Here is an 18,995-nt window from a genome sequence, read left to right on the forward strand (position 1 = left end):
TCTGTACAGATCTAGTTATCACCTGACACCGGCCTCAAACCGGTGTCTTGTTTACGCTACTTTAGTGCGCACTTCCTTCGGTATCAATTTCAGACCCTTTTTGAACATGCTGTAGGGAGTCTGTCCTTCCATCATCCTGCCTTGATGTGGCCGCTGGGTGTTGTAGTGATCCAGATAGCTGTCCAGGTCTGTCTGCATCTGCTCTACCGACTCATACCAGGTTGTCCTCCCCTTGATACGGAAGTGTTCATCCAGCAGGGTGCGATGTAGCCGCTCGATAAAGCCGTTGCTCTGCGGCCTGCGTACCTTGGTGGTCCGGTGCTCAATCCCCTCCAGTTGCAGGAACAGCTCGTAGGGATGATGGTCAGGGCGGCCGCAGAACTCGCGCCCGTTGTCCGACAGGATGGTATAGACCCGCGCCTCATGGGCTTCGAAGAACGGCAATACCGTTTCATTGAGCACATGAACCGAGGTCACCGGCAGCTTGCTGGTGTAGAGCCGTCCCCAGGCGTGGCGGCTGTAGCAGTCCAGTACGGTTTGCAGATACACCTTGCCCACCCCCTTGAGTGCGCCGACGAAGAAGGTGTCGACCGCCACCAGTTCCCCGGTGTAGTGGACCTCAATCTGGCGTTCGCGAAACTCGGGGCTGAAGCGTTCTAACAGGCGAATCTGCTCGTCATTGAGCTCAATGGTCTGCTCCCGGTGGGTTTTCTCGAGGCGCAACAAGCGGTCGTGTTTGGAGAGCAAGTCGTGACGTTGCCACACGCCACGCACACCACCCGCACTGACATTGATGCCTTGCAGAGCCAGTTCTTGGGCGACCCGCAGCGGGCCATGAGTTGGTCTGGTGAGGGAGTAATCGAGGATGGCCTGTTCAATCTCAGGAGCGACCCGATTGGGATGAGCCCCTTTACACCCGGGCAATTTGTCGAGCAATCCCTCGGCGCCATAGGTCTGGTAGTTACGGCGAATTTCGTAGAACTGCTGACGGCTGTAGCCGATGAGCTTGCAGGCTTTGCTGACATTATTGAGCTCTTTGGCGAGCTCTAGCAGGCTGAGTTTGCGACGTGCTACTTTCTCGTTGGTGGTCATACGGTGACTCCGGATAACACGGTAGGGGTACCGTTTTGTTATCCGGTTTGAAGCCGTATGACCACTCCCTTTTGTGGGCAACTGTCAGGTGAATACCATCTCCATACAAGCAATCAGATGGCGATAACAACGCGATCCCGAAGAGAGAAGGTAGGCAGCGGGCTCGGGCTGGTGATGGGGCTCATCGCCTTTAACCTGATTGTGCCCCTGCTTCCGGTTGCAACAGAGATGTCTGATATGACCCGGATGATAGGAGCCATGGTCAGCGCCATGCTTTGCGCCGAGCTGGGCGCCAGGATTGGCAAGTGGCGGGATGCCAAAGAGCAGGCCGGATCGGCAGAGTAACTTGACGTGAGAAGAGCGCCAATCGCCTGAGTGCGGCGGTGTGTGCGGGTGTAACAGGCAGGGCGACAGTTGTCGCCCTGCCTGTTTTGCTATCGCGGTTTACCGCTCAAGCGCCGCGCCGCCGGGGGTCGCTTCGATGGAGGAAGGTGGCCAGGGTGTCGCGGGGCGATGCCGCATTGCATCAGAAGGCACCTGGAGCGAGATGGCGCCAAGGCTGGATCTGCGAGGGAAATCCTGAGATCGTGCAGGCAGTTATCTGATTATCCCCTTGAGAGGAGTGCCCATGCGCATTGCCCTGATTGGCCTTGGCGATATCGCCCGGAAGGCCTATCTGCCGCTGCTGGCAAACGACGAGCGAGTCACCCCGCTGCTCTGTACCCGGAGTCCCTCGGTGCTCGGCAAACTGGCGCGCCAGTACCGGATTGGCGAGTGTTTTACCGAGGTCGATGCGCTGCTGGCGAGCCGACCTGATGCGGTGATGATCCACGCTGCCACCGCCGTGCACGGCAAACTGGCGGAACTGTGCCTGCGTGCCGGCATTCCCACCTTTGTGGACAAGCCGCTGTGTGACAACGCAGGAGAGGTGGAGGCACTCGCCAATCTCGCCATGGCGCAGGATTGCCCGCTGTTTGTGGGCTTCAACCGTCGCTATCTGCCCGCCATGGCCGCCGCACGCGGCCAGCCGCTGACCGAGCTCCATTGGCAAAAGCACAGGCACGCCCTGCCGGGGGCGCCTCGCCAGTTCCTGTTCGACGACTGTATCCATGTGCTCGACAGCCTCTGCTGTTATGGCGGCGAGCCGGACGGGGAGCTGCATGCGGTGCTGCGACGCAGCAGTGAGCAGCCCGAGCTGCTGGCCGGGGTGAGCGTCGCCTGGCAGAGCGGGCAGATGGCGGTGAGCGGCAGCATGAATCGCAGCGCCGGCATGACCGAGGAGCGCATCGATGCCTATGGCGACAACCTCTCATTGCATATCGAGAACTGCACCCGTGGCCTGCTTGCGCGAGACAACACAGTGCAGACCATGGCACCGGGCGACTGGCAGCCCGTGCTGGCGAGCCGAGGCTTTGTCGCCATGCTCGAGCACTGGTATGGGCAGATTGACGCCGGGCGGGCAGACGGGGCGCTGGTCGAGAGCTACCTGAAAAGCCATCGACTGGCAGAGCGCCTCGTCGCCCTGGCAAAGGGATGACCCGAAGGCAAGGGGCTGTGTGACACCGGCAGGCATCACTGGCCAGAGAAGCGGCAGAGCACTGTATGAGATGGTGGCTCCTTGCGCAGTCAGCCGGGAAAGGTGCCAGCGAGCGAGCCAAGCGAAGGCGGGTTTGTTATCTTGGCGGCCATCAAGAGCTGCAGGGCAAGAGATCGCAATGAAGAAGGTGTCGAAGATGAGATGGCTGACCGCAGTGGGCGGGGTATTCCGTTCATGAGCATCATTCTGGGGATCGATCCCGGTTCGCGCATCACCGGTTACGGGGTCATTCGCATCGTCGCGGGCAAGGTGGAATATCTGGGATCGGGCTGCATCCGCACCGATCTGGGGGAGCTGCCGTCTCGCCTGAAGCAGGTCTATGACGGGGTGAGCGAGATCATCACCCAGTTCAAGCCGGACGAGTTCGCCATCGAGCGGGTCTTCATGGCGCGCAACGCGGACTCGGCCCTGAAGCTCGGCCAGGCCAGGGGAAGTGCCATCGTCGCGGCGGTCAACGCCCTGCTGCCGGTGAGCGAGTACTCGGCCACCCAGATCAAGCAGGCGGTGGTGGGCACCGGTGGCGCCGCCAAGGAGCAGGTGCAGCACATGGTGACTCATCTGCTCAAGCTCTCTGCCACCCCCCAGGCGGATGCGGCGGATGCCCTCGGGGTGGCGCTTTGCCACTTCCACACCCGTCAGAGCCTCATTCGCATGGCTGGGCGGGCCAGCGGATCGGTGCGCGGCCGTTATCGCTGATCCCCGGGGGAGGGCTTCTGGTGTTGGCAGGGGAGCGCGGGGAGCTGCTGGCAAAATCGCTGGTCGGGTCACAATCTGTCGCATCCCTCGATGGGACTCCCATGGAGAAGCGCACCGAGCGGATGAATATCTTTCTACTTTATCAATAACTTGTGACATTCATCACATATCCGCGATGAGCCGGGTCGGTTTCGTCTTGCTCCGCCACACTCCCATAATATGGCGCCTGTTCAATAACTGTGTCCGTATGAGCCTTTCTGGCTCTCGTGTTAATCATCATGGGAGAGACAAGAGTGAAACCTTTTGCTGCTGAATTTATGGGAACCTTCTGGCTGGTACTGGGAGGCTGCGGGAGCGCCGTGCTGGCTGCCGCCTTCCCCAATGTGGGGATCGGCCTGCTGGGCGTCGCCCTGGCGTTCGGTCTGACCGTGCTGACCATGGCCTATGCCATCGGTCATATCTCGGGTTGCCACCTTAACCCGGCCGTGACCGTCGGGCTCTGGGCCGGTGGCCGCTTCCCGGCCTCCAACGTGCTGCCCTACATCGTGGCCCAGGTGCTTGGCGGGATCGTGGCAGGTGGCGTGCTCTATGTCATTGCCAGCGGACAGGCGGGTTTTGATGTGAGCGCAGGCTTTGCTTCCAACGGCTATGGCGAGCATTCCCCCGGTGGTTACAGCCTGCTGGCCGCACTGGTGTGTGAAGTGGTGATGACCGGTTTCTTCCTGTTTGTCATCATGGGGGCCACCGACAGCCGTGCGCCGGCCGGGTTTGCTCCCATCGCCATCGGTCTGTGCCTGACCCTCATCCACCTCATCAGCATTCCGGTGACCAACACCTCGGTCAACCCGGCGCGCAGCACTGGCGTGGCGCTTTTTGTCGGTGACTGGGCCGTGGGCCAGCTCTGGCTGTTCTGGGTTGCCCCCATTGTCGGTGCCATTCTGGGTGCATTGGCCTATCGTGTGATCGCCACGAAAGAGTGATGTGTTGCTAGTTAACGTGTGGTATCGACACGCCCCCGGGCGTGTTTTTTTATGCCTGAAGGAATACCGGGCAGGGCGCCATGCTGACGATAGGGTGCGGCATGATCACAGTCCCTTGGCGCTCAGCATCTCTTTGTAGCGCTGATGCAGCAGCTTGACCCGTTCCACATAGGCCCGGGTTTCGGCATAGGGCGGTATGCCGCCGTGTTTTTGCACCGCACCGGCGCCTGCATTGTAGGCGGCGGTGGCCAGGGCCACATTGCCGTCATACTGCTTGAGCAGACCCGCCAGGTATTTCACCCCGCCAAAGATGTTCTGCTCCGCCAGCAGGGCGTTGCCGACCCCGAGCTCGTGCGCCGTGGCGGGCATCAGTTGGGTCAGTCCCATGGCGCCCTTGCGGGAGACGGCCAGAGGATTGAAAGCGGACTCGGCATGGATAAGTGCCCGGATGAGGGCAGGCTCGACCTGATAAGCCTTGGCTGCCGCCTGTATGGTGCTGGCGTAGTCATAGAGGAAGAGGCCTGTCGTGCGCCAGTTGACCTTGGACGCCGGATCGCAGGCATAGCAGTCGTTGAACAGCAGCAGTTCGTAGTGACCCTGCTCCGGCATCATGTCGGAATAGCGTATGACCCCGTTCTTTTGTACCGACTTGTAGACCTGGATCTGACGGCTTGCAGGCTTAGCGGGTTCAGGGGAGGGGAGCGGCGCCGTGGTGAGTGCCACGGTACGCGGCGTGGGAACCGGGGAGGAGACTGCCGTCTCCGGGGTCAGGATCACCACCTCGGCCGGCGGCGGTATCTGAGCCGGGGCTGCGTGGGAAAACAGCGGCATCATGCCCAGCAACATCCATGCTTTCAACGGCTTGCTCCTTAAGCCTCGTTAGGCACGTTGAGTAAAGCATTCGGGATGGCGCAGAACAAGTGCCCGTGAACAGGGGAGGCTGGAAATGTGATGGCAGAGGGACGTCCCACCTGAGTGCTCACTCAGGACAAGGGGCGCGGCTCATGGCGTCAAGGGGCGGATGATCGCAACCTCGTCTTTTCCATCGAGTTATTGGCTTTTTTGTAAGTTAAAGGCGTGTTATCTTGCTGTTGCTCCACTCTGGTCTGATCTCTTCGTGGAGCCAGCGAGCGAGCAGGAGAGGGCCGGTATGGCCAGAGCGAAATGGGCATGACAAGCAGGCGAGCGATGGAGCTCAGATTCGAAGAGTACTGTGATGCGGATCTTTCCCTCATCAGAGACTATTACGAGACGACGTTTTCCCACTATGTGCCGGATTTGGCAGAACGGATTTTTGTGGTCCGTGACGCGCACTGGCTGGTGGGGGCTGTGCGCCTGCGCGATGAACAGGATTACTACCACTTGTGCGGCTTTCGTCTGCTCCCTCACTACCAGTCCCTGGGGCTGGGATCCCGCTTGTTGCAGCATGCCTGCCGCGATCTTTCCGACAAGCCCGTGATCTGTCACGCCCTGCCGTTCGAGAAACCCTTCTACCTCAAGGCGGGATTTGACCACCTTCCCCTGCATGAACTCGACGGGCCCCTCCACTCTCTCTATCACCAGCAGCACGAACAGGGTTACCAGATCGAGCTGCTGGTGCGTCAGGCGAAGGCGCCTGTTTTCAACTGACGTCTTATTGGGGTTTGGTCAGCAGGTGGATCTTGCCTGGTGACAGCTCCAGCCCCAGCAGATTTTCCTTGAGCCAGGCCTGATTGGGATCTTTGTCATCCAGCTTGTAGACAGGCTGGGTCTCCAGCCGTTTCTCCATGCTCTGCAGCAGCATCCTCAGCATGAAACCAAACTTCTGTTCCGCCGCGGCAGGCTCCAGCTTGTAATCGATGAGCTTCATGTTGTCGAGGAAGAGCGCACTCCTGGCCTTGTCGTAGCGGGGCCTCGCCTCATAGGTCATGTTGAGGCGCGCGTCGTACTCGGTCTGATCCGGGAGCGCGATTTTCAGCTTGCCTTTGCCAAACACCCTGGCGGTATCCGGGCTCTGGCGACCAATCTGCACATCGCTCTGCTCGAGTTGCACATGGGCCTTGATGATGCCGGGCAATTCCAGCTGTTTGTCCACTTGCACCTGGGACTGCAGGTACTGATTTATCTGCTGCTCATTGATGTCATATGAGCCTTGACCTAGCATGGCCAGACTCAGCAGCATAGATTGCAGGATCATGCTAACGACCTGATAGAATGGGTGTGCCCCATAGCATACCATCCCGACCCTGTGGGGTCTGCCCGTGCCATCTGTCCAATACACCAAGGAGTCGCCTTGCTCGACGGTCTGGAATACGACATTCAGTTGCTGTTTTCCCGCTTTCTCGGCTGGTTGTTGCTGTTGTTTCACACCGTGATCGTGGCTGGGATCTCCCTGCGGGTGGTGATGAAGCGACGTCCCATCGGGGTATCCCTCGCCTGGTTGGCCCTCATCTATGCCATCCCCTTCGCCGGGGTCGGTTTCTACGTGCTGTTTGGCGAGATACGCCTCGGTCGCAAGCGGGCGGAGCGGGCCCAGGCCATGTACCGTCCTTACGCCATCTGGATCCGCCAGCTCGCGCGCCTCTTCCCCCAGCACTGCTGCGAGGTGGGAAGCAAGGCACGCCCGCTCCACGATCTGATCCAGGGGCGCTTGGCCATGCCCATGCTCTCGGGCAACCGGATGACCCTGCTGCACAAGCCGAAGAGCATCGTAGAGGAGATAGTGCGCGACATCCGGGGCTCCTCCCAATCCTGTTATCTGGAGTTCTACATCTGGCACCCCGGCGGGGATGTGGACGAGGTGTGCGAGGCGTTGATGGAGGTGGCGGCACGCGGCGTGGATTGTCGTGTCTTGCTCGACTCCATCGGCAGCAAGACCTTCTTCCGCTCCTCCTGGCCCAAAACCTTGCGCGCCGCCGGCGTTAAAGTCGTGGAAGTGTTGCCGGTCGGCGCCTGGCGCATCCCGTTTCAGCGCCAGGACTTGCGCATGCACCGCAAGCTGGTGGTGATCGATGACAAGGTTGGTTACACCGGCTCCATGAACATGGTGGATCCCCGTTTCTTCAAGCAGGATGCCGGGGTCGGCCAGTGGGTCGACATCATGATCCGGGTGCAGGGCCCCGTGGTGCCGTTGATGTGGTCCACCTTCGTCTGGGACTGGGAGATGGAGACCGGCGAACGGCTGCTCGACAGTCTGCAACATGAGCCGGAAGCCTGGCCACAGACCAACTATCGGGCCCAGCTCATTCCCTCCGGCCCCTTCGTCGGTGGTGACTGTATCCAGCAGAGCCTGCTGCTCGCCATCTACCAGGCTCGTCACCATCTGGTGCTGACCACCCCCTATTTCGTGCCGGACGATCCGCTGGCTGCGGCCCTCTCTTCGGCGGCGGCCCGCGGCGTGCTGGTGCAACTGGTGCTGCCTGCGCGCAACGACTCCCTGATGGCGAACCACGCCAGCAACTCCTTCATGGAGGATCTGCTGGCGGCAGGAGTGGAGATATATCGCTATGATGCCGGGCTGCTGCACACCAAGAGCGTGCTGGTGGACGATGATTTCGCCCTGGTGGGCACGGTCAACCTCGACCGGCGCAGTCTCTGGCTCAATTTCGAGATCACCCTGCTCATCGACAACCCGGTGTTTGTCGCCGAGATGAACCAGCTGGTGCAGGGCTACATGCTGGAGGCGACCCCCATGTCGCTGACCAGGTGGCGTGCCCGCCCCTGGTACAAAAAATTGCTTGAGAACATCTTCTACCTGTTCAGCCCCCTGCTGTGACAGCCAGAGCGTGGACCCCAAGCCGTTGTCTGGCTTGTGTTGATGCCCATCCTCCCCGTAGAGTGCGCCCATGCACCCGCCATTGAACCATTGTGGAGAAACAGAACTGATGAAGAAAAAAGTGGCCTTGGCCGTCGGAGCCGTGTTGGTGGTGGGAGGGCTTGGCGCCTGCTGGTACACGGGCAATACGTTCGACCGGATCCTGGCCGAGCAGATCGCCAGGGCGCAGCAGGAGAGCGGGATCGAAGTCACCTGGAGCCCGGAGACGGAGAATCTGTTTACCCGCGACGGCGTGCTCAAGGTGGTGGTACCGCCCCAGACGCTGGCGAGTTTTGATCCCCAGCTGGCGGGAAGCGAACCCATCGAGATGCAGTTCGCGTTCAACAGCCGCCTGTTGCCGCTCTATATCAAGAGTCACCTCCAGCTTGATACCGCACAGGGCACGCTGGCGCCCATCCTGACCTCTCTGGGGATGCAGCAGTGGCAACTGGGGGCCGAATCGGCGAGCAGCCTCTGGACCATGAGCAACAGCTCCCGCTTCTGGGTGAGTGACTTCAAGGTCAAGGAGGGGCTCAACGAATTCAATTTCCTGCCCTTGAACGGCGACTATCGCGGGGATCTCGACGGCAATGGCCATCTCACCGCCCACTGGTTGGGGATGACTGTCCACGATGCCCAGAGCAAGACAGATCTGGCCTTGGCGGATCTCAAGGGCAGTGCCGACATAGCCGAGATCAGCGGGCTCTGGCTCTCTCCCCGCAGCGATGCGACCCTCACGGCCTTCACCCTGACCCAGCCGGGGAACGTCAAGATCACGCTGGAGGGGCTGACCACGGCCACCGAGCTGGCGGGGGACGATCTTCAGACGCTCTCCACTCGCTATCAGATGAAGGTGGCGACCCTCAACATGGAGAGCGAGGAAGACCGGCTCGCGCTGACCCAGGGAAATCTGGATCTCTCCCTCAAGGGGCTGGATCTCGAGGGGTATCAGACGCTGCAAGAGGCCAGCAGCAAACGGGTGGACGAAGCGGCCATCCAGGAAGCGCTGGACAAGATGCTCCAGAGAGGGGCCACGCTGGAACTGGTGGATCTGAGTGCGCGATTGAACGGTGAGCCTGTCAGCCTGCAAGGGGAGGCCAAGCTGGCGTCCACCACCCTGGCACAGTTGATGGGCAGCGAGGAGGGGATGCAGGCACTCTCCGGTCTGCTTCATGCCCACCTTGGGGAGAAGCTGGGCCAGGCCGTTCCCCAGTTGGCCCCCATGCTGGAGCAATTCACTGCCATGGGATATCTGAAGGCGCAGGAGTCACAGCTTCAGGCCGAGCTCAAGCTCGACAAAGGGGCCGTGACCGTCAATGGTCTGCCGCTGCACCCGTGAGTGCCGCGCAATGAAAAAGGCTCCCTCGGGAGCCTTTTTTCTGGGGGCGCGCAGCCGCTTACTTGAACACGACGGTCTTGTTGCCGTAGACGAAGACCCGCTCGTTCAGCACCAGTTCCAGCGCCCGGCTCAGCACGGATTTCTCCACGTCGCGTCCGGCCTTGGCCATGTCATCGGCACTGAAGGTGTGATCGACGTGGATCACGTCCTGCTCGACGATGGGGCCTTCATCCAGATCGTCGGTGACGAAGTGGGCGGTGGCACCAATCAGCTTGACCCCGCGGTCGAAGGCCTGACGATAGGGGCGGGCACCGATGAAGGCAGGCAGGAAGGAGTGGTGGATATTGATGATCTTGCGCGGATAGGCTTCCACGAAGCTTGGGGTCAGCACACGCATGTATTTGGCCAGGATGACGTAATCCGGCTGGTAGCCATCGATGAGCGTGCGCACTTGCTCCTCATGCTCGGTGCGGCTGAGATCCTCGTGGCTCACGCAGTGGAAGGGGATGTCGAACTTGCCGGTCAGCTCGGCGAGGGTGTCGTAGTTGCCGATGACCGCGACGATGTCCATGTCCAGGGCGCCGGCATAGTTTTTCATCAGGATGTCGCCGAGGCAGTGAGTCTCCTTGGTCACCAGGATGACGATGCGCTTCTTGCCCGCTTTGACGAGACGACGCTGGGCGCCGGCAGGCAGGGCATCATCGAGGTCGGCCAGCAGGGTCTCGTCGTTGAAGCGCCCTTCCAGCTCGGTGCGCATGAAGAAGCGGCCGTTTTCGTGATCCACGAACTCGTCGTTCTTGTTGATGTTGAGCTGGTGCTTGTAGCAGATGTTGGTGATCTTGGCGATGAGACCCTTGGCATCGGGGCAATCGGTCAGCAGTATTTTCTTTTCCATCTCTGTCATGATTCCGTTTGTGATGTTGGCACCCGGTCTGCGCGGGCGCGCGCGTTTTTGCTGGCACTATGCCACAAACGAAATCAGAAAGGACAGCGCGCCGTGTATCGGGTGGTGCTCGCGCGAAAATTGCCGTGCAGCCAGCTCCCGGTTTGTCTTTGATGGGTTTTTGGCTGGCGTCCTGCGTCTTTTTTCTTTAGGCTGTCTGCGCTTATTCTCAGGGCGGGGCGAAATTCCCCACCGGCGGTATCCCGATGTGACTCGGGGAGCCCGCGAGCGCCCGACCCGGCATTCATCCGGGACGGGGTCAGCAGATCCGGTGAGATGCCGGAGCCGACGGTCATAGTCCGGATGAAAGAGGATAAGACAGATATTGCTGGCCAGACCCTGCCGGGTTGGCCGCCGCATGGCTACTTCTGTCTGCCTTTCCATGCCCTGATTCTGGTCCTTGTCTTTTTTAGGAGTCTTACCATGAATCAGTCTCTACTCAGTGAATTCGGTGATCCCATTGCTCGCGTCGAAGCCGCGCTGGCCGCCCTGCGTGCCGGTCAGGGTGTGCTGGTGGCCGATGATGAAGATCGCGAGAACGAAGGCGATCTCATCTTTGCCGCAGAAACCATGACCAACGAGCAGATGGCCATGATGATCCGCGAGTGCTCCGGCATCGTCTGCCTCTGTCTGACCGACGAGCGGGTTCGCCAGCTCGAGCTACCGATGATGGTGGAGGCCAACTCCAGCCACTATCAGACTGCCTTCACCGTGACCATCGAAGCGGCGCAGGGGGTGACTACCGGGGTGTCCGCTGCCGATCGCATCACCACCATCCGCGCGGCCATTGCCGACGGAGCCCGGCCCTCCGATCTGCATCGACCCGGCCATGTCTTCCCGCTGCGCGCCCGTACGGGTGGGGTACTGACCCGCCGTGGTCACACCGAAGCGACCGTCGATCTGATGCAGCTCGCCGGGCTCAAACCTTACGGAGTTTTGTGCGAGTTGACCAAGGAAGATGGCTCCATGGCCAGGTTGCCGGACCTGGTGGCCTTCGGTCGCCAGCACCGGATGCCGGTCCTGACCATCGAAGATCTGGTGCAATATCGTCAATTGCTGTCAGAACGTTCAGCCTGAGCCTCATACGAAATTGTAATAAGCCCAAATTTTGGTTACGCTTTGTGCGAACCTCATCCAGGGACACTCATTTTTGCTTAAAGTTTGTACGGAAAGTGTGCAACTAAAAAAAAATGAGGGTTTTAACGCATTTATCTGTGATGAGGCCTATCCAAACTATGATTTTTTTGTGCCATAATCACGCCGCTTGCTAAACGTCTGGCGAGTTAAAGGGAGCTTTTAAAAATGAAAAAAATGTTGTTGGTAGGTGTTGTTGGTCTGTCCGCTCTGCTGGGCGGTTGTGCAAACACCAGCGAACTGGAAACTTCCGTTCAGAATCTGTCTAACAAAGTTGACCAACTGGCTCAAGATGTTAGCGCTGTTCGTGCTGATCAGTCCAAGATCGCTGCTGATGTTGCAGAAGCCAAGCAAGAAGCTATGCGTGCTAACCAGCGCATCGACAACATGGCTACTTCCTACAAGAAGTAATCCATGCGAAAAAATGGCGCATTTCAATGCGCCATTTTTTTTGCCTGAAATTCATCAAATTACCGCGTTTCCCCGCTGAAACCCGCCTGACAAGGCAATGCCGACGAATCGGCATCCCCTCTTCTGATTTTCCTGTCGCTCAATAGAGCAGGCTGTAGAGCTTGCGACGATAACTCTGCGCCGCCGGGTGCGCGCCCATGGTTGCCAGCACATCGAGATAGATCTTCTTGGCATCGCCAAAGGCGAGATCACGTTTGAGTATGGTGAACAACAGGGCCAATGCCTCTTCCTGTCGACCAACCTGGCTGTAGAGCACCGCCAGCTCCTGGGCGAGGGCATGATCATCCGGCTGTTCAGCGTGGCGCAGCTCCAGGGCGCGCAGCTCAGGGCTGTCGCTGGCCTGCAGCGCCAGTGAGAGGCGGGAGCTCAGGGTCTGGTAATGATCATCCTGTGCCACCATGGGGATGGTCGAGAGCAGGCTCTGCGCCTCGTCAAGGAGATTGAGATCCAGCGCCGCCTGTATCAGCCAGAGCGTGATGTCGTGACGCTCGGGGGCGAGGCGATGGGCCTGGCCAAGATGGGTGTGCGCCACATCGGCTTGCCCGTTCTCCAGCGCCTGCTTTGCCTGATCGAGCAGCAACTCCTCCTCTTTGGGGGCAAAGGCGGCGAAATACTGGCGCAATGTGGCTTCATCCTGCGGCCCTTCCAGAATGGCCTGCTCATCCGGACGTCCCTGATGGAACAGCACCAGCGCGGGTAGTGCGCGCAAGGCAAGCTGGCTGGCCAGAGGCTGCAACTGGGGGTCGTTCATGTCGACTTTGGCCAGGGTCACCGCCGCATTGGCCGGGCCGACCAGCGCTTCCACTTGCGGGGTCATGGCCTGGCACTCCGGCATCTGGGGCGCGTGGAAATAGATGACGACCGGCTTTTTCATGGACGCATCGAGCAATTCTGCGTGGAAGTTCTGGGGAGTGATGTCGACGATCATGAGGCTGACTCTCGAAAAATGGTGTGGATCAACATGGGGTCCAGCGGGGTGGAATTCAAGCGCGCATCCAGCAGATGGGCATCGACCCTGCGAGTCGGGGCAGCCAGGCTGAGCCATCCGCTGCCCGCGGGCCAGTCGCGGATTTCATAGTGGCGATTGTCGAGATGATTTTTGAGCTGCCATGCCTGCTCCGGAAGGAAGCAGATCTTGTCGAGTCCTGCGGAAATACCGTCGCCATGCGCCTTGAGCACAGCTTCCTTGCGAGACCATAGCCGATAGAAGGCCGAATGTTGCTCCTCTCGGGGCAGGGCGTTTAACCATTGGTATTCGCTTGGCGCATAGAAGCGTTTGGCCAGCGGCAGTATGGAGCGGTGACGCAATCCCATCTCGATGTCCACCCCAAGGGGGCCCTCCTCACAGAGGGCGATCACCAGCCACTCTCCGCTGTGGCTGAGGTTGAACTGCCAGCGATGACTGAGCAGTGTCGGTTTGCCATGCGCACCGATGCCAAAAGTCAGGGCATCGGCCCGGCAATGGAGTCGCTCGGCCAGCAGGCGGCGAAGCAGCACCCGGCCGAGCAGATACTCGCGCTGGCGGCCGGGTTGGCGGATCTCGTGCCAGTGGCGGTATTCCTCCGGGGAGAGCCCGGATGACAGCCCGATCAGCTGTTCAGTATCGACGAGCGCGGTATTTAACAAATAGAGATCCGCAGAAAGCATAATATTTCACTTAAAAATGGGGTCGAAGTAGCGATAACAATCCGTTTGGAGAGGCCGAAACCGATGCTTTCAAGATTGTATATTGTTTGGCCATGATCACATAAATTGCGCTAAACAGAGCATTTCCTTGCAAAAATGTGAGGTCGATTGGGATTTTCGCTTGCCTCGATAGAATTCTTGGATATAGTCGGGTGCTGTTGCCTTATAAATTGCCCTGTCGGGCTGCATTTTAACAAGTTTCACTCTTTTTTGCGGGGATAAAGGATTGCGCCACCTGATGCTACTGCTGGTCGCGCTCGGAATGGTAGGTTGTGCTTCGGCACCCCAACCCGAGGTCGCGAGCAAGATCGAGGTTTCCATGATGGAACCCGTGATTGAACCCGAAGTTTCGCCTACCCCGGATGTCAACGAAATCCTGACCGTATACAAAGAGTGGCGTGGTACCCCCTATCGTTATGGCGGTACCACAGAACGAGGTATCGATTGCTCGGCGTTTACCCGTGAAGTGTTCCGCAATGCCATCGGCATCGAATTGCCCCGCGATACCCGCTCCCAGGTCCACGAAGGCTCTCGCGTCTCCAAGCAGGATCTGGTCGAGGGGGACCTGGTCTTCTTCAAGATCAACCCGCGTCTGAACCATGTCGGCATCTATGTCGGCAACGGTGAATTCATCCATGTCTCCTTCCGTGCCGGCGTCACGCGCTCCAAGCTCGACAATGTGTATTGGCGCAACAAGTTCTGGCAGGCACGCCGGATCGATATCTGAGTCAGGCTGGACAAACGGCTCGCAGTACGGACTGTTTTTCCAACCTCACTTGAACCGGACCCTCAGGGTCCGGTTTTTTTATGGCCCTCTTTTAGACTTTCCCTGGCCGACTCTCTATAGTGTGGCCCCCTTGATCCTCGGCAGGTCCAGCATGACACCCCAGCAGAAAACCGGATTGCACCCGCGCAATCGCCATCAGGCACCCTACGACTTCGACGCGCTCTGCCAGCGTACCCCGGCGTTGACGCCTTTCGTGTTCACCAACGAGCACGGCACCCGAACCCTGGACTTTGCCGATCCGGCCGCCGTCAAGACGCTCAACCGGGCATTGCTGGCACTGCACTATGGCATTGCGCATTGGGATCTGCCCCCCGGCTATCTCTGCCCGCCCATTCCGGGCCGGGTAGACTACCTGCATCGAGCCGCGGATCTGCTGGCCGAGAGCGCGGGATGCGTACCGACGGGCAAGCAGGTTCGAGTGCTGGATGTCGGTGTCGGGGCCAACTGCATCTATCCCTTGCTGGGCGCCCGGGAGTATGGCTGGCGCTTTGTGGGCTCAGACATCGATCCTGTGTCGGTGAAGGCGGCGACCCTGCTGGCCACCAGCAATGGATTGGGCAACCAGATCACCTGCCGTCATCAGGGTAACCCCAAGCATGTCTTTCGCGGGATCCTGGGGCCGAAGGAGCACTTTGCCCTGACTCTGTGCAACCCGCCGTTTCATGCTTCTCTGGCGGAAGCGAGCAAGGGGACGGAGCGCAAGCTGCGCAACCTGGGCAAGGGCCAGGCAGTGGCCGGGGCGCCCGTGCTCAATTTCGGCGGTCAGAAGGCCGAGCTCTGGTGCGAGGGGGGCGAGGCGGCGTTTCTGGCGGCCATGATAGAGCAGAGCAAGGAGTTTGCCAGCCAATGCCTCTGGTTCAGCTCGCTGGTGTCGAAAAAGGAAAATCTGCCTGCCGCACGAAAGGCGCTGGCTCGGGTGGGGGCGCAGGATGTCAGGGTGATCGACATGGCGCAAGGCAACAAGGTGAGCCGGATCCTCGCCTGGAGTTTCCTGGACGATGGGCAGCGCAAGACCTGGTGGACAGCCCAGGGGAGATGATCGAGGACGGGGCTCAGTGGCGACACGGGCCCTGTCTCTTTTTCAGATCAGATGTTGATTCGTTTGCAGCCTTCCATTCAATCGTTTTCCTGCCCGTGTTTGCTCGCATGTTAGTGACCACTTTCGCGCCTGGTACAGGTGTACGCCGAGATTTTTTTGTACTTGCTGATGAAACTTTCATAAAATAGGACTGGTTAGACCTCTTTACAGGCTTTGAATCGAATAGGGATCGGTAAATGAAAGTTGTCGATTTTCTGAAGCACAAGCGCGAAATTCTGGCGCAACACCCCTTTGAGCTCAAGGATTGGCTCTCTCCGGCGATCCGCGACTACTGGCGTGAGTTTCAGCAAAAGGCACACCTTCACCCCTTGCTGGGAAGAGTGCTGGATCTGCAGGGGGAGTCCCAGGATGCCCGCCAGCAAGAGGCTGCCAGAGTCACCCAGGTCGCGAATGGCCAGCCTGCCCTGGCGCAGGATCCCGTGGTGGAGCTCGAAGGCGAAGCGGCGGCACTCTATGCCGAGTTGCAGACCCGCATCGGTGAAGAGACCCATGTAGGTGAGTGGTTGCAGGTCACCCAGGCGTTGATCAACCAGTTCGCGACCGTGACCGGCGATCATCAGTGGATCCACACCGATCCCGAGCGTGCGGCAGCCGAGTCTCCCTTCAAGACCACCATTGCCCACGGCTTCCTGACTCTGGCCCTGCTGCCCCAGTTGACCGGTTCGGTGGATGAGAGCACGCCGGAGTTCCCGACCGCTCGCATGGTGGTGAATTTCGGCCTGGAACAGGTCCGCTTCCCTTATCCTATCAAGGTGGACAGTAACATCCGCGCCCGCACCAAGCTGTCGCGTGTCACGCCCATCAAGGGGGGGATCGAGCTCCTCAAGGAGATCAAGATAGAGATCGAGGGGATCCGTCGCCCTGGCTGCGTCATCGAGTCGGTCACCCGGATCTATTTCTGACGCGCTCGTCTTGCGTCCATGAACACAGGCCCACTTCGGTGGGCCTGTGTCGTTTCTGGCGGGTCAGAAACTCGCTCCCAGGGTGATGAGGTGACGCCACTCTTTCTCGCTCACATCCCTTTGCAGACCGTGGTAGTCGAGCCAGGCATCGTCCCAATCCAGTTCGCTTGACCAGGAGAGGCGTAGGTGATCGTTGAAATAGTACCTGAGGCCCAGGCTGCCGCTGACGGACTGTTTTCTGGTCAGATAGGGGGATGGTTGGTCGACGAACCTTTCATAACTGCCCTTGCCAAACAGCTCGAACTTCTCTTCCCAGAGTGCAAAGGGCTGCCGGTAGTCCCACCCCAGGCTGACGAAGGGGTAATTGATGATCCTGTCGTCAAACAGGTCGGAATTGCTCCACACCTCCGGCCTGAAATAGGCCCGCTCCAGGCCGAGCTGGCTGATGATCTCCAGCCGGCGTTGTCTGTCATTCCAGAAGCGGTATCCGGGACCGGAGGCATAGTCAATCTCCAGATAGCCTGCCTCGATCATGTTGTAATCGATGTCGACGGAAGATCGCAGGAACCAGTGATCGTCGAAGAAGAAGTCGAGCTTGGGTTTGAGCTTGTACTCGTGGCTGTCGGTGATGTTGTTCGCCGTTTCGTAGATGTACTCGCCATCTAGGCTGTAACGCCAGTCCAGATTGGCAAACTCGGTGGAGACCTTGAGATTGACGTTGTTGGTCTTCTTGGTGTTCTCCTTGAGCTTGATGTTGAGATCCCCGTTCCCCGTCAGCAGCCAGGCATTGGCCTCGTCAGGAGAGTCCAGCAGGGGGATCCCCGTCTTGGTGAGCGGCTTGGGTTTCTCCTGCTTGTCCAGACGCCAGCGCTTGATGGCGTGGCGCGGGACCGTCATGGCCTGGCTGTAGGCGGGCTTGATACGGATCTGCTCGTCCGTGATCTCCTCTATGGTCCCGCTCAGACGATCGCCGTTGCGCATCCAGAGGATGTCCGCCATCGCCGCGGAGCCAGGCAGCAGAAACAACAGGCAAACCACATGACTGATTCTGTTCATGGTGGTCAGGCCTTCAGCCGCTCACGGGCTTGGGCAGCCCGCTCTTGTGCTCGAGCAGGGCGGTCACCCGGGCACTGTCGATGTCGGGGGCAGCGATGAACTGCTCGGCTTCGGGGGAGAGCACCAGCGGCGCCCCCTGTGCCATCTCCGCTTCGGTGCGGGAGAGGGGGGAGTGTACCTCCAGCCAGCGACGACCGTCGGGTTCCACCGCCATCTTGACCGGCTGGTTGATGACACGGACCGGGGTGCCGACGGGAACAAGACCAAACAGGGTTTCGATGTCATCCGGGCGCAGCCGGATACAACCCGCGCTGACTCGCAGACCGACCCCGAAATCCTTGTTGGTGCCGTGGATGAGGTAGTCCTTGTTGCCATAGCCAAGACGCATGGCGAACTTGCCGAGGGGATTGTCGGGGCCGGGGGGGACCACGGCGGGCAGATCGATCCCCTTCTGCTCCAGCCAGGACTTGCGGACCATGGGGCCGGGCACCCAGGTCGGGTTGGGATTTTTCGCAATGACGGTGGTGGTCATCTCCGGCGTCTCGCGGCCGATGTCACCGATCCCGATGGGCAGCACCATCACCTCCTGCTTGCCCTTGGGGAAGTAGTAGAGGCGAAGTTCAGGCAGGTTGATGACGATGCCTTCTCGCGGCACGTCGGGCAGCAGCATCTGGGTCGGCAGAGTGAGCCGGGTGCCCGGGGTGGGCAGATAGGGGTCTACGCCGGGATTGGCTTCGAGCAGTGCCAGAAAGCCTGTCCGGGTATGCTTGCCGACCAGTTCCAGATGATCGCCAGGCTGTACGATGTAATCTTCCAGGGCGCCGATGAGACGGCTGTCCGCTGGCGGCAGGGGATAGGTGTTGGACCAGACAGGTGCGGCCCAGAGGCTGGCGGCGGCCAGCAGCAGTGAGACGATACGAGTGTTGAGCATGGTTGTTCCTATCGGCTGGGGCGAGGGACGGGTTCCCTTCCAAAAAATGAGCAGAGATTGTCAACGAATCCCGCGGGGATTACCAGTCCGGCACCATGACTGCCGGGAGGGCGGTGGCGAGCGCGTCACAGGGTGTCACTGGCCCATCAGGCTCGCCGTATTCGCCCGCCCGGAACCGGGCACAAAGTGGAGGCCGTGAGTGGGGAGGCGCTGCCGGGTGAACGTCACTGGCGTTGGGAGGGGCGGGATCACCGGATGGCGGTTTTATCGCCAGTCGTCTGATCTGCAACGAGATTTACATTGATTTCCCGGCTAGGGTTGGGTCAATATGAGTGCCCGTGGAGAGATGCCGGAGTGGCCGAACGGGATTGACTCGAAATCAATTGTGGCAGCAATGCCACCCAGGGTTCGAATCCCTGTCTCTCCGCCATTTATTCCCCTCAAGCCCGCGCCCGTCGCGGGTTTGTCATTTCTACTGTCCATCCCCCG

Annotated in this window: 20 protein-coding genes, 1 tRNA gene and 1 riboswitch; of the genes, 12 read left to right on the forward strand and 9 right to left on the reverse strand. The window is 59.8% G+C overall.

Annotated features, from left to right (window positions below; all coding sequences use genetic code 11):
• Window positions 1–51: 51 nt before the first annotated feature.
• Window positions 52–1,092 (reverse strand): IS481-like element ISAs19 family transposase, encoded by a 1,041-nt coding sequence (locus AB5Y64_RS12365; RefSeq protein WP_042017433.1) that lies wholly within the window; start codon window positions 1,090–1,092, stop codon window positions 52–54.
• A gap of 628 nt (window positions 1,093–1,720) precedes the next feature.
• Here AB5Y64_RS12365 and AB5Y64_RS12370 point away from each other — a divergent pair.
• The 3 genes from AB5Y64_RS12370 to aqpZ all read left to right on the forward strand — a co-directional run bounded on the left by AB5Y64_RS12370 (window position 1,721) and on the right by aqpZ (window position 4,365).
• Window positions 1,721–2,629: a Gfo/Idh/MocA family protein gene (locus AB5Y64_RS12370; protein ID WP_042878794.1), complete on the forward strand. Its 909-nt coding sequence runs from the start codon at window positions 1,721–1,723 to the stop codon at window positions 2,627–2,629.
• Window positions 2,630–2,863: 234 nt separating this feature from the next.
• The gene (gene ruvC / locus AB5Y64_RS12375; RefSeq protein ID WP_039039380.1) at window positions 2,864–3,385 is read left to right on the forward strand and encodes a crossover junction endodeoxyribonuclease RuvC; all 522 of its coding nucleotides are present in this window, start codon (window positions 2,864–2,866) and stop codon (window positions 3,383–3,385) included.
• Between the two features lie 293 nt (window positions 3,386–3,678).
• Window positions 3,679–4,365: an aquaporin Z gene (gene aqpZ, locus AB5Y64_RS12380; protein ID WP_010673516.1), complete on the forward strand. Its 687-nt coding sequence runs from the start codon at window positions 3,679–3,681 to the stop codon at window positions 4,363–4,365.
• Between the two features lie 105 nt (window positions 4,366–4,470).
• Here the strand turns inward: aqpZ and AB5Y64_RS12385 are convergent, their stop codons facing one another.
• The gene (locus AB5Y64_RS12385; RefSeq protein WP_053288174.1) at window positions 4,471–5,211 is read right to left on the reverse strand and encodes a lytic transglycosylase domain-containing protein; all 741 of its coding nucleotides are present in this window, start codon (window positions 5,209–5,211) and stop codon (window positions 4,471–4,473) included.
• Between the two features lie 324 nt (window positions 5,212–5,535).
• On the opposite strand from AB5Y64_RS12385, the gene AB5Y64_RS12390 reads away from it, so the two are divergent.
• Window positions 5,536–5,994 carry a GNAT family N-acetyltransferase gene (locus AB5Y64_RS12390; protein ID WP_029313989.1) on the forward strand — a complete coding sequence of 153 codons (459 nt, stop codon included), beginning with the start codon at window positions 5,536–5,538 and terminating at the stop codon, window positions 5,992–5,994.
• 4 nt (window positions 5,995–5,998) lie between these two features.
• Here AB5Y64_RS12390 and AB5Y64_RS12395 read toward each other — a convergent pair whose 3' ends face one another.
• Window positions 5,999–6,541, reverse strand: coding sequence for a DUF1439 domain-containing protein (locus tag AB5Y64_RS12395; protein ID WP_029313991.1), 543 nt, complete (start codon window positions 6,539–6,541; stop codon window positions 5,999–6,001).
• 96 nt (window positions 6,542–6,637) lie between these two features.
• Here AB5Y64_RS12395 and cls point away from each other — a divergent pair, with 96 nt between their 5' ends.
• Window positions 6,638–8,119: a cardiolipin synthase gene (gene cls / locus AB5Y64_RS12400; protein WP_010673520.1), complete on the forward strand. Its 1,482-nt coding sequence runs from the start codon at window positions 6,638–6,640 to the stop codon at window positions 8,117–8,119.
• A gap of 109 nt (window positions 8,120–8,228) precedes the next feature.
• Window positions 8,229–9,497, forward strand: coding sequence for a DUF945 family protein (locus AB5Y64_RS12405; RefSeq protein WP_053288175.1), 1,269 nt, complete (start codon window positions 8,229–8,231; stop codon window positions 9,495–9,497).
• Window positions 9,498–9,555: 58 nt separating this feature from the next.
• Here the strand turns inward: AB5Y64_RS12405 and purU are convergent, their stop codons facing one another.
• Window positions 9,556–10,392: a formyltetrahydrofolate deformylase gene (gene purU / locus AB5Y64_RS12410; RefSeq protein ID WP_029313992.1), complete on the reverse strand. Its 837-nt coding sequence runs from the start codon at window positions 10,390–10,392 to the stop codon at window positions 9,556–9,558.
• 209 nt (window positions 10,393–10,601) lie between these two features.
• Window positions 10,602–10,759: riboswitch (FMN riboswitch) on the forward strand.
• A gap of 104 nt (window positions 10,760–10,863) precedes the next feature.
• Here purU and ribB point away from each other — a divergent pair.
• Window positions 10,864–11,517, forward strand: a complete 654-nt coding sequence (gene ribB, locus AB5Y64_RS12415) for a 3,4-dihydroxy-2-butanone-4-phosphate synthase (RefSeq protein WP_010673523.1) — start codon at window positions 10,864–10,866, stop codon at window positions 11,515–11,517.
• 225 nt (window positions 11,518–11,742) lie between these two features.
• Window positions 11,743–11,985, forward strand: coding sequence for an Lpp/OprI family alanine-zipper lipoprotein (locus tag AB5Y64_RS12420; protein ID WP_010634682.1), 243 nt, complete (start codon window positions 11,743–11,745; stop codon window positions 11,983–11,985).
• A 139-nt stretch (window positions 11,986–12,124) separates the two neighbouring features.
• Here AB5Y64_RS12420 and AB5Y64_RS12425 read toward each other — a convergent pair whose 3' ends face one another.
• The 3 genes from AB5Y64_RS12425 to AB5Y64_RS12435 all read right to left on the reverse strand — a co-directional run bounded on the left by AB5Y64_RS12425 (window position 12,125) and on the right by AB5Y64_RS12435 (window position 14,052).
• Window positions 12,125–12,973, reverse strand: a complete 849-nt coding sequence (locus tag AB5Y64_RS12425) for a tetratricopeptide repeat protein (protein WP_041214740.1) — start codon at window positions 12,971–12,973, stop codon at window positions 12,125–12,127.
• On the reverse strand, window positions 12,970–13,692 hold the full coding sequence (locus AB5Y64_RS12430) for a 4'-phosphopantetheinyl transferase superfamily protein (RefSeq protein ID WP_053288177.1): 723 nt from the start codon (window positions 13,690–13,692) through the stop codon (window positions 12,970–12,972). The genes AB5Y64_RS12425 and AB5Y64_RS12430 overlap by 4 nt, the downstream gene beginning before the upstream one ends.
• A 96-nt stretch (window positions 13,693–13,788) precedes the next feature.
• Window positions 13,789–14,052: a hypothetical protein gene (locus AB5Y64_RS12435; RefSeq protein WP_164882945.1), complete on the reverse strand. Its 264-nt coding sequence runs from the start codon at window positions 14,050–14,052 to the stop codon at window positions 13,789–13,791.
• Here AB5Y64_RS12435 and AB5Y64_RS12440 point away from each other — a divergent pair.
• From AB5Y64_RS12440 to AB5Y64_RS12450, 3 genes are all read left to right on the forward strand, one after another.
• Window positions 13,970–14,458 (forward strand): C40 family peptidase, encoded by a 489-nt coding sequence (locus AB5Y64_RS12440; RefSeq protein ID WP_010673526.1) that lies wholly within the window; start codon window positions 13,970–13,972, stop codon window positions 14,456–14,458. The genes AB5Y64_RS12435 and AB5Y64_RS12440 overlap by 83 nt on opposite strands.
• A gap of 151 nt (window positions 14,459–14,609) precedes the next feature.
• The gene (gene rlmF / locus AB5Y64_RS12445; protein ID WP_182957602.1) at window positions 14,610–15,557 is read left to right on the forward strand and encodes a 23S rRNA (adenine(1618)-N(6))-methyltransferase RlmF; all 948 of its coding nucleotides are present in this window, start codon (window positions 14,610–14,612) and stop codon (window positions 15,555–15,557) included.
• A 236-nt stretch (window positions 15,558–15,793) separates the two neighbouring features.
• Window positions 15,794–16,519 carry a MaoC family dehydratase gene (locus AB5Y64_RS12450; RefSeq protein ID WP_010673529.1) on the forward strand — a complete coding sequence of 242 codons (726 nt, stop codon included), beginning with the start codon at window positions 15,794–15,796 and terminating at the stop codon, window positions 16,517–16,519.
• 63 nt (window positions 16,520–16,582) lie between these two features.
• Here AB5Y64_RS12450 and AB5Y64_RS12455 read toward each other — a convergent pair whose 3' ends face one another.
• Together AB5Y64_RS12455 and AB5Y64_RS12460 are read right to left on the reverse strand one after the other, a co-directional pair.
• Window positions 16,583–17,566, reverse strand: coding sequence for a DUF481 domain-containing protein (locus AB5Y64_RS12455; protein ID WP_199252941.1), 984 nt, complete (start codon window positions 17,564–17,566; stop codon window positions 16,583–16,585).
• 22 nt (window positions 17,567–17,588) lie between these two features.
• A complete protein-coding gene (locus tag AB5Y64_RS12460) occupies window positions 17,589–18,506 on the reverse strand; it encodes a L,D-transpeptidase family protein (RefSeq protein WP_049636696.1) in 918 nt (305 codons plus the stop codon).
• 340 nt (window positions 18,507–18,846) lie between these two features.
• On the opposite strand from AB5Y64_RS12460, the gene AB5Y64_RS12465 reads away from it, so the two are divergent.
• Window positions 18,847–18,936: transfer RNA gene (locus tag AB5Y64_RS12465), tRNA-Ser, on the forward strand.
• Window positions 18,937–18,995 lie beyond the last annotated feature (59 nt).

The organism is Aeromonas sp. R5-1 (assembly GCF_040908265.1).
Classification (GTDB): Bacteria; Pseudomonadota; Gammaproteobacteria; order Enterobacterales; family Aeromonadaceae; genus Aeromonas; species Aeromonas caviae.